The following is a 17,908-nucleotide window of genomic DNA, read 5'->3' on the forward strand; positions in this document are numbered from 1 at the left end:
TGGTAAAAACCTTTTAAAATAAGGCTTTTGACCTGTTAAAGTCCGATGTTCATGCTGCGAAAATAGGATTGGGACTTTCAAAAACCTTGCATTATCCTTCTTGTGGTACATCGCTTGGTACAAAAAACAAGGGCAACAAAGCCTGAAACGACCGGCTACTGACTCCTGACTCCTAACTCCTGACTCCTACCCCCAGGAAAAACTTTTTCAGCAGACCCTAATTATCAACCTATCTCTGTTGGACAAACCATGACTATCGCTGAAAGCTTACCCCTAGTCGAGTCCCATGTCAACCCTGAGATAATCTTCCCAGAAGGCGAATTTTGGAGTGATGAACCACCCTGGGAAAGTAACCTAAATCTACAACAAATTATTTTATTAATTCAGTGTTTAGAATGGTGGTGGCGCGAGCGAGAAGATTATTTTACCGCCGGCAATTTAACCATTTATTACAGTCCCAACCAGAAAAAGTCAGAATTCTGCCGTGGTCCTGATTTTTTCGTGGTTTTGGGGACAAATCCCAATCCTAACCGCAGAAGTTGGGTAGTTTGGCAAGAAGAGGGCAAATATCCCAATTTAATTATCGAAATTCTCTCCGATAGTACCGCCAAAGTTGACCGAGAGGAGAAAAAACAAATTTATCAAGATATATTTCGCACTCCCGATTATTTTTGGTTTGACCCAGAAAGCTTAGAATTTGAAGGATTTACTCTAATTAGCGGTCAATATCAACCGATTACCCCCAATGCTCAGGGACGGCTCTGGAGTCAACAATTAGGCTTATATTTGGGTTTATTCGCCAATAAATTGCGCTATTTTACCCCCGAAGGCGAATTAGTACCCACTCCCGCAGAAGCGGCACAACAGGCAGAAACCCAAGTTGAACACGAAAGGCAGAAATCCGCAAAATTAGCGGCTAAACTGCGGGAATTGGGCATAAATCCCGATGAAAATCTCTAATCTCCCCCTTTCAACCCTTGCACTTAATTAGATAACCACATCGTTGCTCACCTTGATTGATCCAGTGAGTCCGTTCGATCGTACAATCGGGCAGCAGCATGGCAAACATTTCTAATTCATGGCCACAGATACTGGGATAGGAACCAGCCACCTCAGCAATAGCGCAATGATGCTCGGCCAGGACATAACTATTTTCTGCTTCCAGTGCCACTAATTCTGCCATATAACCCTCCTCTTGGCGAATTTCTAGCAATTTTCTCATTCTTTCCCCTAAAGACCCCTTACCGAGGCGTAATTGATATTCTGCCGCTTTGCGTTGCCACTGTTTTTTGAGAATTTCCCCCACCTGTTGCTCTCCCACCGTCTCCACGAGAGTATTGAGGAAAGAAACGGCGAAATTATCGTAATTATGGGGAAAACGGCTACGACCTTGACGACTGAGACGATAAATGTGCTGAGGCCGTCCTATCTTATTTTGTACCGCAAAATATTCGATCAGTCCTTCCCCCTCCAAATCCTTAAGATGGCGGCGCGTCGCTTGCGGACTAATACTTAACTCTTCAGCCAAGTCTTGGGCGGTAGATTGACCGTTTTTGAGCAAATATTGTAGAATATCGTCTTTCGTCGAGGCGGGTTGAGTCGTGGTCATGATACCAAAAACAGAGGCTTTAGCGTACAATTGCTGAGGGTCAAGGAGCGGCCAATTACCCTTCCAGAGTAACCTGAATAACAGAGGTTTACCAGCATCCTCTCAAATTTTCCGTGACTTTGACAACAGCTTTGTTGTTAATCTATTATATAATCAATTTAAACAACAAGAAAGTTGTTTAACTGCCTCCCCTGCCTACCGCGTAGAGAGAACACTAACCCCCATGAGTGCAACCACCGTTAAAAACCTCGTTAACCAACCCTACAAGTACGGTTTCATCACCGATATCGAATCGGAAACCATCCCTCGCGGTTTGAATGAGGAGATTATTCGCCTAATTTCGGCGAAAAAAAAGGAACCGGAATTCATGCTCGATTTTCGTCTCCGGGCCTACCATCAATGGCAAAAGATGACCGAACCCAGTTGGCCGCACGTTTCCTATCCTGCCATTGATTATCAAAATATTATCTACTACTCTGCACCCAAACAGAAAAAAGAAAAACTCAACAGTCTTGAAGAAGTTGACCCCACTTTAATCGAAACCTTTGAAAAATTAGGCATTCCCCTTTCGGAACAAAAACGCCTTTCTAACGTGGCCGTCGATGCTATCTTTGACAGCGTTTCTATCGCCACAACTTTTAAAGAAAAACTAGCAGAACAAGGGGTTATTTTCTGTTCTATTTCGGAAGCTTTACAGGAACATCCCGAATTAGTACAAAAATATCTCGGCAGTGTAGTCCCCGTGGGTGATAATTATTTTGCCGCTCTTAATTCGGCCGTTTTTAGCGATGGTTCCTTTGTTTTTATACCCAAAGGTGTCGTCTGTCCGATGGAATTGTCCACCTATTTTCGGATTAATAACGGTGAGACCGGACAATTTGAAAGAACTTTAATTGTCGCTGAAGAAGGGGCATCGGTAAGTTATTTAGAGGGTTGCACCGCTCCGATGTACGATAGTAATCAACTTCATGCCGCCGTCGTGGAATTAGTCGCCCTCGATAATGCGGATATTAAATATTCGACGGTGCAAAATTGGTACGCTGGCGATGCCAATGGTAAGGGAGGTATTTACAATTTCGTCACTAAACGGGGTCTTTGTAAAGGAGTTAATTCTAAAATTTCTTGGACGCAGGTGGAAACTGGTTCAGCGATTACTTGGAAGTATCCCAGTTGTGTCTTAGTCGGCGATAATTCCGTCGGGGAATTCTACTCAATTGCCCTAACTAATAACAAACAACAGGCCGATACAGGGACGAAAATGATTCACATTGGCCGCAACACCAAGAGTACCATTATTTCTAAGGGAATTTCGGCGGGTAATTCCCAAAATAGTTATCGCGGGTTAGTGAAAATGGGACCGAAAGCCAAGGGAGCAAGAAATTACTCCCAGTGTGATTCTATGCTGATTGGAGATAATGCCGAAGCTAACACTTTTCCCTATATTCAGGTGGATAACAACAGTGCTAAAGTAGAACACGAAGCTTCTACTTCTAAAATCGGTGAAGACCAATTATTCTACTTCGCACAACGGGGCATTTCCGAGGAAGATGCTGTCTCTATGTTAGTCAGTGGTTTCTGTAAAGATGTCCTCAGTAAATTACCGATGGAATTCGCCGCCGAAGCTGATAAACTCCTCAGTCTCAAGCTAGAAGGAACCGTCGGATAATCAATAAAGTAGGGTGGGTTAGGCGATAGCCGTAACCCACCAAAAGCTAAGTTAGGCGATAGCCGTAACCCACCAAAAGCTAAGTTAGGCGATAGCCGTAACCCACCAAAAGCTAAGACAATTTATCCATCAATTGATGATTCGCCGTCAACCACCAAAACTAATATTTTTGTTCTAGAAAAACATCTCATGAGTGAAGTAATTTTATCGGTAAAAAATCTGACCGCTAGTATTGACGGAAACCAGATTCTCAAAGGAGTTAACCTAGAAATTAAAGCAGGGGAAACCCACGCAATTATGGGGCGCAATGGCTCAGGAAAAAGTACCTTTTCCAAAGTAATCGCTGGACATCCCGATTATGAAGTAACTGGGGGAGAAATAATTTATAAAGGTGAAAATCTTTTAGACAAAGAACCCGATGAACGAGCGCTTATGGGTATCTTTCTCGCTTTCCAATATCCCTTAGAAATCCCCGGCGTTAGTAACCTCGATTTTCTTCGCGTTGCCTATAATGCCAGACAAAAACATCTAGGCTCGGAAGAATTAGATAGTTTTGACTTTGAGGAATTAGTCGAGAAAAAACTAGAAGTTGTCCAGATGAATCCTAGCTTTCTTGGCAGAAGTTTAAACGAAGGTTTCTCCGGTGGTGAGAAAAAACGTAATGAAATCCTACAAATGGCTTTATTAGAACCTACTTTAGGAATTCTCGATGAAATTGACTCCGGTTTAGACATCGATGCTTTGCGAATTGTTGCCCAGGGAGTCAATCACTTAGCTACTCCCGATAACGCTTTTTTACTTATCACTCACTATCAGCGTCTGCTCAACTACATTGAACCCGATGTTATTCATGTTATGTACGATGGGCGCATTGTCACCAGTGGCGGTAAAGAATTAGCCCTCGAATTAGAAAGAACTGGCTACGATTTCCTCGATGAACAAGTATTAGCCGTTAAATAATCTAGCTATCAGTTATCAGTTACCAGTTACCAGTTATCAGTATTCAGTTATCAGTTATCAGTATTCAGTATTCAGTATTCAGTATTCAGTATTCAGTATTCAGTATTCAGGAGTCGGGAGATAGGGTGGTCACTGCGTGCGCGTTACGGGGGGATTTAGGGGTTTAGGGAAATTTCAGCCAAATGCTCCACTACCCCACTACCCCACTACCCCACTACCCCACACCCCACACCCCACACCCCACACCCTACACCCTCTTTCAAGTCAGGAGATTATTTTTACTTATTCTCCCCCTCTCCTCTCTACCCTCTCCCCAATTCATAATTCATAATTCATAATTCATAATTCCCACACCCCAACCCCCACCCCCACCTACCAATGACAGCCATAATCACGAAACCTGAACAATCAGGAGAATTATTGTTAAAATTGTCGCGAGAAACGGTTCCCACTATCGATAACGGTAAAATTCTCGAATTAAGAGAATCGGGAGCCAGTAAAGCTCAAGAATTAGCCATTCCTGGCAGAAAAGACGAAGAATGGCAATTCACCGATTTAAGTCAACTCTGGGCGATCGATTTTCGCGCCCCCCAAACCGTTACAATCGATAAAAATGCCCTAGCTGTTTTTTTACTGCCCGAAGCCAAAAACAGCCACCTAGTCTTCGTTAACGGCATTTATCAGCCTGAATTGTCCGATATCTCCGCTTTACCCCCCGGTGTCAGCGTCAGCAATCTCGCCAATGCACAAAAAGATGTTCTTGTCAACTATCTAGGGAAAGAAAAAACCCCCGAATTTTTTACCGCACTCAACCAAGCTGGACTAAGCGATGGGGCAGTAATTCACGTCACCGCTAACACCGTCGTCACAACCCCGATACATCTCCTATTTATCACCGTTGTGGAGGAAATTCCCCGCTTTTATCAGCCCCATAGCCTAATCGTGGCGGAAACAGGAGCTAGTGTCAATATTATCGAGAATTACGGGGCTTTAGCCGAACATTGCTCCGATTTACCTGTAAATTACTCTTATTTTACCAACGCTGTCACAGAAATTTACCTCGAAGCCAACGCCGAGGTCATCCATACCAGAGTACAACGGGAATCGGGAGATGGTTTTCACATCGGACGCACGATAATTGAACAAGGACGCGATAGCCGTTACACTCTCAACGAGATAAATCTAGGAGCTAAACTCTGCCGTCATAACCTCGATATCCTGCAAAAAGGGGAACAAACCGAGACAAATCTGCACGGATTAGCCATGATTACCGGACAACAAACCGCCGATACCCACAGCGCCATCTATCTCAACCATCCCCACGGCATCGCCAACCAACTGCATAAATGTATCGTTGATGGTAGCGCTCACGCCATCTTTAATGGTAAAGTGTTTGTTCCCAAACCTGCCCAATTAACCAACGCCTCCCAGTTAAATCGGAATTTGTTAATTTCTAACAAGGCACGAGTCAACACCAAACCGGAATTACAAATTACCGCCGATAACGTCAAATGTTCCCACGGGGCAACCGTTAGCCAACTGGAAGCAGATGATTTATTCTATCTGCAAAGCCGGGGCTTAAGTGCCGACACTGCCCGCAGTTTGTTAATTGATGCTTTCTCGGCCGAGATTTTAGCTAAAATTCCTCTAGAATCCCTCCGCCAAAGATTGGGGCAATGTGTCGCCTGTCGCAGTGTGGAATAACTCTGCCGGGGTGGGTGTCAACCTGCCCAAAGTACCCCTCTGACTCCTGACTAAAATGACAATTATCCAAGAAAAAACCCTCGCCCAAAAAGTCCGCGCCGATTTCCCTATCCTCCATCAAAACGTACACGATAAACCCCTTATCTATCTCGATAGTGCCGCCACTTCTCAAAAACCCATTCAAGTATTAGAAACCCTGCGAAACTATTACGAAAAAGATAACGCCAATGTGCATCGGGGGGCGCATACTTTAAGTGTCCGGGCAACGGAAGCCTACGAAGGGGCCAGAGATAAGGTGGCTAGGTTTATTAATGCCGCTTCTCGTCAGGAAATTGTCTATACTCGCAACGCCACGGAAGCGATTAATTTAGTCGCCTACAGTTGGGCGTTAAATACCCTGAAAGCAGGGGATGAAATTATTCTCTCGGTGATGGAACACCACAGTAATTTAATCCCCTGGCAAATTGTCTGCCAAAAGACGGGGGCAGTGATTAAATATGTGCAGTTAACTAGCGAAGAAAGCTTTGATTTAGAACAATATAAATCCTTATTGTCGGACAAAACTAAATTAGTGGCTGTCCTCCATGTTTCTAATACATTAGGCTGTATTAATCCCGTTGCCGAAATAGTCAGCCTTGCCCATCAAGTCGGGGCGAAAGTATTAATTGATGCCTGTCAAAGTGTCCCCCATTTAGCCATTGATGTGCAGTCCATGGATTGTGATTGGTTGGTGGCTAGTGGTCATAAAATGTGCGCCCCCACCGGTATTGGATTTTTGTACGGCAAAGAGGCCATTTTAGAGGCAATGCCGCCCTTTTTTGGTGGTGGCGAAATGATTGCAGAAGTCTATTTAGACCATTTTACCTGTGCCGAACTGCCCCACAAATTTGAAGCGGGAACCCCCGCTATTGGCGAAGCGATTGCTCTCGGTGCTGCGGTAGAATATTTAATGGGTTTAGGGATGGATAATATTCATGCCTACGAGGAAGAATTAACCGCCCATTTGTTCAAAAAATTAGGAGAAATTGAGGGTTTAAGAATTTACGGGCCATCACCTAGTTTAACGGGCCAGGGTCGGGCTAGTTTAGCCGCCTTTAATGTGGAAGGGATTCATGCTAGTGATTTAGCCACTTTATTAGACCACGAAGGAATTGCTATTCGTTCCGGTCATCACTGTACCCAACCTCTACACCGCCTTTTTGATGCTTCCGGCAGCGCTCGGGCAAGTCTATATTTTTATAATACCCGCGAAGAAATTGATAGCTTTATTGTCGCTTTACAGGAAACTATCGATTTCTTTGCCAATTGTTTTTCTTAGGGGTATCTCTAGCCCTTTTCCCGTTCTTAAAGAGTGAAGGAAGTTACCTATTATTATCAAGGAATTTGTCCCGAAACGGGCGAGTTATTGCGCTTGCCCCGCACTCTTTTGGCTGAAAAAATAGCCCAAGATTTGATGACAACTATCACCAATCCTCAAGGTAAAATGTATGGAATTTTGTTAGGAGAAAATGCCGCTGGCGAAATAGAAGTTTTAAAAGCTTTTTCTGGACAGGGAGAAGCCGATGGCTGGGTTCCGTCTCTGGTGGGTAGAGAAAAAATTGTGCTGGAAGAAAAGCGAGTTTTGCAACTTTTAGAAACAATTAAACAGGAAATTATTGACCTACAATCAATTCCCGAACTTAATTTATATCGACTCAATCAAGCAAATTTTGAGTGCAAAATACAAGCTTTACAGCAACAACATCAAAACCATAAACAGGAACGATATAGGTTAAGAAATTTAGGAGATTTAAACCCAGAAGAATTAGAAAATTTAAATAATATCAGTCGTCAGGAAAAAAGAGCAAGAAAGCAATTAAAACAGGAACAAAAACAAGTTTTAAAACCCTTAATTGAGAAAATAAACTTCGCCAATCAGAGAATTATTGAACTTAAGCAACAGCGGAGGAACCTCTCCAAACAGTTACAGGAATTGCTGTATCAATCCTACTGTTTAAATAACTTTTCTGGACAATCTCTCTCCTTGGCTAAATTGATGGGCAGTAATTTGTTACCAACAGGAACAGGAGAATGTTGCGCCCCAAAATTATTAAATTATGCCGCTATGAAAGGATTAAAACCCATCGCTATGGCCGAATTTTGGTGGGGAGAATCGAATCGAGATAGAAAACAGGGAGAATTTTATGGCGCTTGTCAAGAAAGATGTCAACCTCTCATGGGTTTTTTACTCTCTGGTTTACGTTCATCCCTAGAAATTATCTACGAAGACGAGGGAATAATTGCTATTAATAAACCTGCGGGATTATTATCGGTAGCAGGACGTTATCAAGATAGTCAAGATGCCGTGGTCAATCGTTTTCGTCGTCAGGGAAAAAATCTCATTCCCGTTCATCGTTTAGATCGAGAAACTTCTGGTATATTATTACTGGCTAAAAGTTTAGATATTTATCGTTGTTTATCCCAACAATTTCAACGGCGAGAAGTGGAGAAAATCTACGAAGCTATACTATCAGAAATTATTGAGCGAGAATCGGGTATAATTGACCTACCTCTCTGGGGAAATCCGCAAAATCGACCCTATCAAACTGTGGATTGGCAAAGGGGGAAAGCTAGTCAAACCTATTTTAAAGTTGTCGGTAAAGAAGGCAATTATTCTCGCCTCGAATTTATTCCCTATACGGGAAGAACCCATCAAATTCGCGTTCATAGTCAAGCGGGATTAGGGATAGGAATTTTAGGCGATCTTTTGTATAATGGTAAGCAGTCTGACCGTTTATACCTACACGCTAAACAATTATCTTTTCGTCATCCTCAGACCGAAACTAAAATTGATCTAATCATTCCCACCCCCTTTTGAGAGCTATAATTGCTAACAGCCAAAAACTAGCTATAATAACCCGATTTAAGTAGGGTTTGCGGCAAAAAGTTTGTTGGTGGGGGTAGGAGTCAGGAGTCAGGAGTCAGTGGCCGGTCGTTTCAGGCTTTGTTGCCCTTGTTTTTTGTACCAAGCGATGTACCACAAGAAGGATAATGCAAGGTTTTTGAAAGTCCCAATCCTATTTTCGCAGCACTAACATCGGACTTTAACAGGTCAAAAGCCTTATTTTAAAAGGGTTTTACCATTATTCAGCAGCCCCTAATTATAACCAGCCACTTACTGACATGGGTACAAGGTCAGCCAGACAATAAATAGGGCAAGCTCCCTAGGGAGCGCAATTTGGTCATTTAGGGATCGCTGACTGAAACTTCTGATCTTCTTGAGGAATATATGGCATCAGGTTACTAAGGTCAATGGTAGGATTACCACTAAAAGTTCCTTGCTGACCGTAAAATGACCTGAGCATCGCTGCAACAATACGCGCTTTGGCAATATACTTTCCATAACTTTCGGGTTGAATATTAGGGTGTTGAGAAATTAAGTCGGTTTCTTCCGTCCGTAATTCATCGATTTTTTGGTTGAGTTCTTCGTAAGAATTTGGCTCTGTAACTTTTCCTCCTAGATAGACAGCGTTGCTCAGTCCAAGAATAGAAAGAAAGTTTGATGGTAAAGTAAAATTCGCCAGATCTGAACCAATACCGACCAATAAGCTAGCAGCCACCAACAAGCTAAAACCTGATAGTTGAAAGCTGTAAACATCCAATGATCCACCACTTTTGATTAAGTCGCTCCATTTTGCATCGTCTAATTTTGGTTTTCCCCCCTCGTAACCTTTTTCACCAATGGTCAGCCATTGATGATTTCGCAACCAGGCCCAATTAGAGAATGTCAGTCGTTTATTTCCCAATGCGATAACCTTGGAACCAGTTGTGCCAACGGCACTGATACCTAGTAGTAAAAGAATGTCATCTGATAGCCCACTCAGCGCTCCACAACTGGCCAGGGTGTATAGAAGTCGAAATAGCACCACTAAGGTGAAACCAAAAATTTGAAAATTGGAAAGACTAGCTTGACCAAACTGTCCTGCTGTCAAAGCTACAGGCTTAACCCATAATTTGCTAAAATTATAGTTGTTGTCCAAGCTTACCGACAAAACAGTAATTGTATAGAAACCCAAAACACCCCCTAATGCTATGAGGAACGGGAAGAGAGAAAACTTTGCACCAGTCCCACATTGAATTTGAGGGGAAGGTGTTGTCGTAACAGTTGGGGAGGTAGTTTGAGGGGAAGGTGTTATAGTAACAGTTGGGGGGAGAGTTTGGGCTAAGGCACTGTTAACTAATCCATAGGGAAAAGTCAGAAAAACAGTAGCTAATAATACAGCAAGTATCGATTTAACAATTGATTTTTTCATTGTTATTCACCTCTTTTTCCTGGCTAAAACTGGAGCGATGTATGGGGTTTTAGGTTCAATTATGCCCTTTACCTCCTTTGATTCAATGGTTGGCAAATCTTCATATTTTTGACTCCTTGATAACTTCAACAGAACGGTTAACGAAGGCAGGGGGCAGGGGTCAGTTTTTGTAACGGGGATTTATGCCCTGCTTCAAAAACTTTTCGCCTTAAGGTGAGGTTTTCGACCCGATTTTTTCGCTCAATTGCTCGAATGAATGAGCATGGTGCATTCCCAAAAAACTATCGGTGCGGCAGTAGGAGCCACATCAGGGAAGGCACTCTACAGCTATGGCAATCGCACTCCTAGGAATAAGCAGTGTTAGACATCTTTTAGCTCTTCAAACCTTGACAAGAGCCTAGGAGGAACTAAGAAAATCATTTTAATGCGAGAGTTGATCGGTTTTGTTTCAATCTTGATGAATTTTGGTTGGAAATTATCTCCATTCTCATCCTTAGATTTGACGAAAGCAAAACAGGTAAATTCAATAGATTTAAGGAATTCAAGGAGCTTGTTTGTCGGATAAATTTCCGACAAGACCAAAGGTTGATCTCGAATTAGAAGATTTTTGCCACCAATTAGTATATCGAAGTCTGCCCCTTCAGCATCTGTTTTGATACAGGAAACACTCAGTGACGGATAATCAGACATCAATTGATCTAAAGTATTTACCTTGACTGTCACCTTGTTCTCTTGGGTACTATGCCTAACCAGCGAATTTAGTTCAGGTATTGAGTTCAAATTAAGATCCATAGTGCCAGGCTCGGGAAAAAGTGCTTCTTCTAGAACATGACAATTGGGAAACTGGGAAAGATTTCTCTTTAAGTGTTCAACCATTCTCGGATCGGGTTCAAAGGCATAAACCTGATTAGATGAAGGAGCAGCCAGTAAACTGTAATAACCAATATTAGCCCCAACATCAATAAAGTCTTTATTAATATCTAAGAACCGATGAAGGATAATTTCATATCCCCAATCTAACTTGCTTCCCTCGAGGAAAATTTCCGTTCCGAATCGACTATTATAGGGCAGAGTCATTTCTACATTATTAAATAGAACCATTTTCTGGTTGAGCTTGGTTATTTTATAAAATGCTCGTACTACATAGCGGGATAGGAAATCCCAGCCGCCAATCTCTCGAACCAATCCAAGAAAATAACTGAACTTATGCAAATAAGTAGTTTCTTTAAACATATACTCTCACTTCAAGTTAGCCATGGAGGCATCTAAATATTAATTATACCGCTCTCTGCGGTCGAGCCTCCTCCTCTGTCCTACTATCCTACCCCATCGGTCCGACACCCCCTCAATAAAACCCAATACCGCACTGTGGGGTCTAATCACTATCGATGCCTAGGTACTTATGAACTATGGCATTGATATTCTCGATTTTAATTAAAATGACTATAGTTATGAATCGTTAAATGTCATGTTAAAGAATGTTAGGCTTTTCTTCCGATTGTTGTTGACAGCCTTATTGTTAACTATTGTTTATTCTGTGTTCTCACTTGCGACAACGAACTTGGCAACACAGCAGCCAATAAATTGGAAAATTGTCATTGCTCCACAGTTTGATGATGCTGGCTCTTTTTCGGAAGGATTAGCTAAGGTCGGAACAGGAAAACCCTTAGATATAGATACATATTATGGTTTCAAAGAGATCGATAACTATGGTTATATTGACTTAAAAGGTAAAATAGTAATTCCCCTCCAATTCAAACAAGCGGGGGATTTTTCATCAGGTTTGGCTTGGATTGGCATAGATTCTGATGGGAATGGAAGTGTAGAGCGATATGGTTACATAAATCAAACAGGAAAAACTGTAATTGAGCCACAATTTGAGGACGCTGGTAACTTTTCATCGGGATTAGCACCAGTGAAAATTGATAATAAATGGGGCTATATTAACAAGCAAGGGAAGATAATGATTTCCCCTCAGTTTGATTCAGCCTCAGAATTTGCTCAAGGGTTAGCTGTGGTAGGAAAAGAGACAGAAGAACCAGATTATTCTTACCAACAAAAGTACGGTTATATTAACCAAAAAGGAGAGCTAGTGCTTCCTTTTAAATTCTCTATTGCTTATAACTTTTCTGAAGACTTAGCCGCCGCACAATCTCAATCTGGTAATGGATATATTAATCAAGAAGGCAAATTTGTCATTAATCGTCCTGATTTTGATACTTTTGTTTCGGGAAATTTCTCATCAGGATTAGCCTCTGTAGAACTGAATGAGGGAGCTTGCTCGGCTGCCAACTATTGCGATTATAGCTATATCGATAAAACTGGGAATGTAGTTATTAAATCGCCCGAAGATGATCCCGAAGATGATGTAGATTTGACAGGGACGCAGAGTTTTTCTGAAGGGTTAGCTGCTGTAGCCACCAGTGGTGGAGGTAGAGATGCCGGCGGCTGGTATCCTGCTACTAATTGGGGTTATCTCGACAGAAACGGCAAATTTGTTATTTCCCCCCAATTTGATGATGCGGGCAGTTTTGCTGAAGGTCTAGCACCAGTAAAAATTGAAGGGAAGTACGGTTATATTGCTCTTGGGGCAAGAATTCTCAAAATTGACAAAGTAGTAAAATACTGTATTGATAAAAAGTGTCCTCCACCCCCTTAACTAGGGCGGTTTAATCACCTCAATTTGGGCATAATTACCGCAGAGGGTAGTCTAGCACCCCAACCGAGCAGCTTCTAGCACATTTAAGGTAAAGGGGAAATTAAGAATTGTTGCCATTCTACAACCAAACGTCTAGAATGGTCATTAATTTTTGTGCATGGTCGGGTCTTCTAACCGAAGGCATTGACGAAAAACACATTGTATCTGTCCTAGAGGCACTATGAAAAAGCTTAAGCAATACTGGACTGCTGAAGCACTGGAAAAAGACTTAGGCGATCCTCATATACAAAAAAGGGCGATCAAGTGATCGCCCTTTTCTCCTACTAAATAACCAAAATTATCTCAAGATATACACCAGTAAAAACAGGATAATCCAGACCACATCGACGAAATGCCAGTATAATTCTGCTGCTTCCACACCAAAGTGAGATTGACTAGAATAGTGGTCTTTTTGACGAGAACGCCAGAGAACAGATAGAATCAGCACTAAACCAAAAGTAACGTGGAGACCGTGGAATCCGGTTAAGGCATAAAAAGCGCTGGTGAAAACATTAGTTGTCAGACCGAATTCAGCGTGATAATATTCGTATCCTTGACCACAAAGGAAGATAATTCCCATCAGAGCAGTAATGCCGAACCACAATTGTAAACCGGCATTATTGTTTTGTTTAATCGCCTTTTGTCCTATGTGCATAACAAAACTACTGGACACCAGAATAATCGTGTTAATTGTCGGTAGGGTTAACTCTAATTCTGGCGTGCCGGCGGGGGGCCAAACGGGTAACATGGTACGGTAGAACAAGAAAGCGGCAAATAAGCCTAAAAAGATGGAACTTTCCGCCACTAGAAACAAAACCACACCGAATAAGCGATGATCTGGGTGGCCATGATGTCCGTGTTCCACCGTTTCCTGATGATAATTGACAGAGAGTTGAGAATCTTCGAGCGTTGAACCTTGCATAATTGAATATCCTTAGTTTACACGGGAGACGGGAAGCTTTTTTTCAGTGATCAGTGGGAAGTGGGAAGTGGGAAGTGGGAAGTGGGAAGCTTTTTTTCGGTAAACAGCAATCAGTGAACTGATAACTGATAACTGATAACTGATAACTGATAACTGATTATTGCGATTCTGCGCCCACTTCGGCCAGCAGATCTTGTACTGATTCCTCTTCTTCCGATTCCTCCATATCAATACCGTAATCGTAGGGGCCGGACCAAAGAATCGGCATTTCCTCGAAATTCTCGATAATTGGGGGAGAGGAGGTTTGCCATTCTAGGGTTAAAGCGCGCCAAGGATTACGGCCGGCGGGTTGACCTTTAAAGGCACTCCAGACCATATTAATAGCGAAGGGAATACTCGATATACCGAGAATATAAGCCCCTGCGGTACTAAGAACATTTAAACCCTGAAACTGCACATCATACAGAGCAATACGACGGTTCATACCCAATAATCCCAATTCGTGCATCGGCATGAAAGTTAAATTCAAACCGATAAAAGTGAGAACAAAGTGGATACGACCGAGAGTTTCGTTATACATCCGTCCGGTCATTTTCGGGAACCAATGGTAAACGGCAGCAAATAGGGCCATTGCCGTACCACCAAATAGTACATAGTGGAAGTGACCGACGACAAAATAGGTATCGTGGACGTGGATATCGAAGGGAACGGAAGCCAACATAATCCCGGTCAAACCACCGATGAGGAAAGAAGACAGGAAACCGATCCCAAATAATAAAGACGTATTGAGACTAAGTTTACCCCCCCAAAGGGTGGCACACCAACTAAAGATTTTAATGCCCGTGGGAACGGCGATTAACATGGTTGCCGCCATGAAAAACATCCGTAACCAGCCGGGGGTGCCGCTGGTGAACATATGGTGGGCCCAAACGATTAAACCCAAGAAACAGATGGTGAGACTGGAATAGGCGATCGCTCGATAACCAAAAATCGGTTTACGCGCATGAACCGGTAATATCTCCGATATCGTGCCGAAAAAGGGCAAGATCATGATATAAACGGCAGGATGGGAGTAAAACCAGAACATATGCTGATAAACCACCGGATCGCCGCCGCCAGCGGGATTAAAAAAGCTCGTGCCGGCGATTAAATCAAAGGACAAGAGAACAAGAGCAGAAGCGAGAACGGGGGTGGAAAGCAGTACCAGAGTCGAGGTGGCCAGCATTGCCCAACAAAATAGCGGCATACTGTACAAATCCATCTCAGGAATCCGCATTTTCAGGATCGTGGTGATGAAATTAATCGAGCCTAAAATCGAAGAAGTCCCGATCAATAAAAGGCTCAAAATCCACAATTCCTCCCCCCATTTGCCGCTAATTAAGCTCAAAGGTGGGTAGGAAGTCCAACCGGACTGGGGTGCGCCGACAAAGAAACTGGATAATAATAGCAGCCCGCCGGGGGGGTTAAGCCAGAAAGCCACAGCGTTAAGACGAGGAAAAGCCATATCTTCCGCCCCAATCATCAGGGGAATGAGATAATTGGCAAAACCTGCCCCAACCGGAACGATCCAAAGAAAGATCATGATCGTTCCGTGCATGGTCATGAATTGGTTATATAGTTCCGGGGAGACAAAATCGGGGTCAGGAGTGGCTAATTCCGTCCGCAGCACTTCCGCGAAAGCACCGCCAATAAAGAAGAAAAGAAAGGCAGTCACCAGATATTGAATCCCGATGACTTTATGATCGGTGCAGAAAGTAAAGTAATCGGTCCACTTGCGGTGATGGATCACCTCGGGAACGGTTGCTGGGGTGGTTATTTCCGTTGATGCTGTCATAATACCAAGATTTTAGATGACAAGAAAAATTACATTTGCTGCTGATGGGCAACTTGGGCGAGGATTTCACCATTTATGCCCATTTCTTCGGTGTAGGGGGTCAAATATTGACTATCAGAGCGATCTTTAGCGGTCATAGCTACGGTTTGATCGCTGTCAACTTCGGCGATCGTGTTATCCTGCACCCATTGGTCGTAATCCCCTTGGGAGTGAACCACAAAGCTAGATTTCATACCGCCGTGATAAGCCCCGCAAAGTTCCGCACAAATGATCGGATATTGACCAATTTGGTTGGATGTGAACGATAACACCGTTTCCTGTCCGGGGATAACGTCCTGTTTTAGACGCAATTGGGGAACCCAGAAAGCATGGATCACATCTCCCGCTTCCATATTCAGTTGCACGGGGCGATTGACGGGAGCGTGCAGTTCCCCAGAAACAATGCCAGTTTCGGGATAGGTGAAGATCCAAGCGTATTGAATACCTTTAACATTGACCACTAGGGGGGGAACTCCTTCACCATCGTAGGAATTGCCGATACCTAGGGCTACTCTGCGATCGCCGCCCATGGCCATCATCGTGCCGTGGTGATGACCGTGGTGGGCGATTTCTCCTTTGCCACCCTTGGAAATCAAGGGATCGAGACCGCCGATATTGTTATAAATCTCGAAGCTATAGACGGCAAGGATAAAAACGATTACCGTCGGGATGGCTGTCCAGAAGATTTCTAGGGGGACATTGCCCTCCACTGCCGGTCCGTCGGTTTGATCCCCCGGTTTACGGCGAAAGCGAATCACTATATAGATAATCACGCCTTCAACTATTAAAAATAGTCCCGTGGCGATGGTCATCATCAGATTAAAGATATTATCTATCTCCTGAGCATCTTCGGAAGCGGCCACAGGCATTAAGCCATGATTTTGGCCATACCAGAGACTAATTAAGGTTAGGGTGATCCCGAGTACGAGCGTCAGGATACTGCTGGGAATTTTCACGGTCTTTTCAATATTTTCAATAGTGGCTACTTATTCAAGGCTAAAACATGATTCCCCTATAGATGGGAAATTTAACCGGCATCTTCTGAGAATTTCATCTTTTCTTTGGGATCGTTTTCGGGGAAAGTATTTTAAATAACTAATTTTTATATCTTATTCTGAGTTTATGTAAACAAATGTAACGGAAATGGCCAGAAATCTAAAGAATATCTAAAAGGTTTTACCGGTCGTAAAAAAACTCATTCACAGTGATAACTAACTGGCAAACAAAGCCATGATCTTTGATGACAGACTCCTGGAGAACAGGCAAACCGATGACCGAATCTGTTTTTAACCCGACACCCCTAAGAGAAACCGGCAATATTCAGGTGTGGATGCGCCGCTTAGTCTGGAAAATTGCGATCGCTACTTTCGCCCTCATGGTGGTGGGCGCTGCCACCAGAGTTATGAACGCCGGTTTAGCTTGTCCCGATTGGCCTCTCTGTTACGGTCAATGGATTCCCAGTCAGCAGATGAATCTACAGGTATTTCTGGAGTGGTTTCATCGTCTCGATGCCTCTTTGATCGGGTTTAGTACGCTCGCTCTCGTCGGTCTGTCTTGGTGGTATCGTCGCCATCTTCCCCCTTGGCTGTTGCCCTCGGCGATCGCTGCCTTGTCTTTAATTCTCCTGCAAGGAGTCCTGGGAGGATTAACCGTCACCCAATTACTGCGATTTGACATCGTAACGGCCCATTTAGCCACAGCTTTGCTCTTTTTTGCCACCCTAATCGTCATTGCTATCGGTCTGACTCCCTACCGTGGCACAGGTACGGTCGGAAAACTAACCGGGATGGGAATGGTCGCCACCGGTCTAGTTTATCTGCAATGTCTCCTCGGCGGTCTCGTCGGTTCCCGTTGGGCTGCCCATCAGTGTTTAACGGTTTCCCAACTCTGCACCGTGATGAATAGCCACATTATCGGGGTTTTTCCCGCCACTATCTCGGTTTTAACCCTAGTTTTCTTCGCTTGGCGAACTGCCGCTATCCATCCTCTCCTCAGAAAACTAGCTTTTAGTGCCGGGGGATTAGTCGCCCTACAGGTATTTTTGGGCGTTGCCACCCTGAAACTGCATCTACAGGTGGAACCCTTAACCATTACCCACCATAGCATCGGTGCGCTATTGGTGGCAACCCTCGTCGCTTTTACCACTTTCGCCCTTCGCGATCGTTCTTTCGCGCCTAAGTAACC

The 17,908-nt window shown here is 43.5% G+C and carries 14 protein-coding genes; 8 read left to right on the plus strand and 6 right to left on the minus strand.

Going from position 1 to position 17,908, the window contains the following annotated elements; translation table 11 throughout:
• The first annotated feature begins 249 nt into the window (after positions 1-249).
• Positions 250-960 (plus strand): Uma2 family endonuclease, encoded by a 711-nt coding sequence (locus tag MICAI_RS11800; protein WP_008202036.1) that lies wholly within the window; start codon positions 250-252, stop codon positions 958-960.
• Positions 961-970: 10 nt separating this feature from the next.
• Here MICAI_RS11800 and sufR read toward each other — a convergent pair whose 3' ends face one another.
• Complete coding sequence (gene sufR, locus MICAI_RS11805) at positions 971-1,609, minus strand: iron-sulfur cluster biosynthesis transcriptional regulator SufR (RefSeq protein ID WP_008202039.1); 639 nt, start codon at positions 1,607-1,609, stop codon at positions 971-973.
• A gap of 223 nt (positions 1,610-1,832) precedes the next feature.
• Between sufR and sufB the strand changes: the two genes are divergently transcribed.
• The 5 genes from sufB (at position 1,833) to MICAI_RS11830 (ending at position 8,796) form a co-directional block, all read left to right on the plus strand.
• Entirely contained in the window at positions 1,833-3,275 is a 1,443-nt protein-coding gene (sufB, locus tag MICAI_RS11810) for a Fe-S cluster assembly protein SufB (protein ID WP_008202041.1), read from the plus strand.
• Between the two features lie 189 nt (positions 3,276-3,464).
• Positions 3,465-4,235 carry a Fe-S cluster assembly ATPase SufC gene (gene sufC, locus MICAI_RS11815; protein ID WP_008202043.1) on the plus strand — a complete coding sequence of 257 codons (771 nt, stop codon included), beginning with the start codon at positions 3,465-3,467 and terminating at the stop codon, positions 4,233-4,235.
• Between the two features lie 378 nt (positions 4,236-4,613).
• The gene (sufD, locus tag MICAI_RS11820; RefSeq protein ID WP_008202045.1) at positions 4,614-5,939 is read left to right on the plus strand and encodes a Fe-S cluster assembly protein SufD; all 1,326 of its coding nucleotides are present in this window, start codon (positions 4,614-4,616) and stop codon (positions 5,937-5,939) included.
• A gap of 55 nt (positions 5,940-5,994) precedes the next feature.
• On the plus strand, positions 5,995-7,257 hold the full coding sequence (locus MICAI_RS11825) for a SufS family cysteine desulfurase (protein ID WP_008202048.1): 1,263 nt from the start codon (positions 5,995-5,997) through the stop codon (positions 7,255-7,257).
• A 33-nt stretch (positions 7,258-7,290) separates the two neighbouring features.
• Positions 7,291-8,796: an RluA family pseudouridine synthase gene (locus MICAI_RS11830; RefSeq protein ID WP_008202050.1), complete on the plus strand. Its 1,506-nt coding sequence runs from the start codon at positions 7,291-7,293 to the stop codon at positions 8,794-8,796.
• 364 nt (positions 8,797-9,160) lie between these two features.
• On the opposite strand, the gene MICAI_RS11835 is transcribed toward MICAI_RS11830, so the two are convergent.
• Positions 9,161-10,231 (minus strand): hypothetical protein, encoded by a 1,071-nt coding sequence (locus MICAI_RS11835; RefSeq protein ID WP_008202052.1) that lies wholly within the window; start codon positions 10,229-10,231, stop codon positions 9,161-9,163.
• 360 nt (positions 10,232-10,591) lie between these two features.
• The gene (locus MICAI_RS11840) at positions 10,592-11,464 is read right to left on the minus strand and encodes an FkbM family methyltransferase (RefSeq protein ID WP_008202054.1); all 873 of its coding nucleotides are present in this window, start codon (positions 11,462-11,464) and stop codon (positions 10,592-10,594) included.
• Positions 11,465-11,699: 235 nt separating this feature from the next.
• Here MICAI_RS11840 and MICAI_RS11845 point away from each other — a divergent pair, with 235 nt between their 5' ends.
• Positions 11,700-12,890, plus strand: coding sequence for a WG repeat-containing protein (locus MICAI_RS11845; RefSeq protein ID WP_008202055.1), 1,191 nt, complete (start codon positions 11,700-11,702; stop codon positions 12,888-12,890).
• 337 nt (positions 12,891-13,227) lie between these two features.
• Here the strand turns inward: MICAI_RS11845 and MICAI_RS11850 are convergent, their stop codons facing one another.
• The 3 genes from MICAI_RS11850 to MICAI_RS11860 all read right to left on the minus strand — a co-directional run bounded on the left by MICAI_RS11850 (position 13,228) and on the right by MICAI_RS11860 (position 16,680).
• Positions 13,228-13,851 (minus strand): cytochrome c oxidase subunit 3, encoded by a 624-nt coding sequence (locus tag MICAI_RS11850; RefSeq protein ID WP_002738397.1) that lies wholly within the window; start codon positions 13,849-13,851, stop codon positions 13,228-13,230.
• Between the two features lie 157 nt (positions 13,852-14,008).
• Positions 14,009-15,685, minus strand: a complete 1,677-nt coding sequence (gene ctaD / locus MICAI_RS11855; RefSeq protein WP_008202056.1) for a cytochrome c oxidase subunit I — start codon at positions 15,683-15,685, stop codon at positions 14,009-14,011.
• A 29-nt stretch (positions 15,686-15,714) separates the two neighbouring features.
• Positions 15,715-16,680, minus strand: coding sequence for a cytochrome c oxidase subunit II (locus tag MICAI_RS11860; protein WP_008202057.1), 966 nt, complete (start codon positions 16,678-16,680; stop codon positions 15,715-15,717).
• Positions 16,681-16,994: 314 nt separating this feature from the next.
• Here MICAI_RS11860 and MICAI_RS11865 point away from each other — a divergent pair, with 314 nt between their 5' ends.
• Complete coding sequence (locus MICAI_RS11865) at positions 16,995-17,906, plus strand: COX15/CtaA family protein (RefSeq protein WP_008202058.1); 912 nt, start codon at positions 16,995-16,997, stop codon at positions 17,904-17,906.
• Positions 17,907-17,908 lie beyond the last annotated feature (2 nt).

It is taken from the genome of Microcystis sp. T1-4, from assembly GCF_000297435.1.
Classification (GTDB): Bacteria; Cyanobacteriota; Cyanobacteriia; order Cyanobacteriales; family Microcystaceae; genus Microcystis.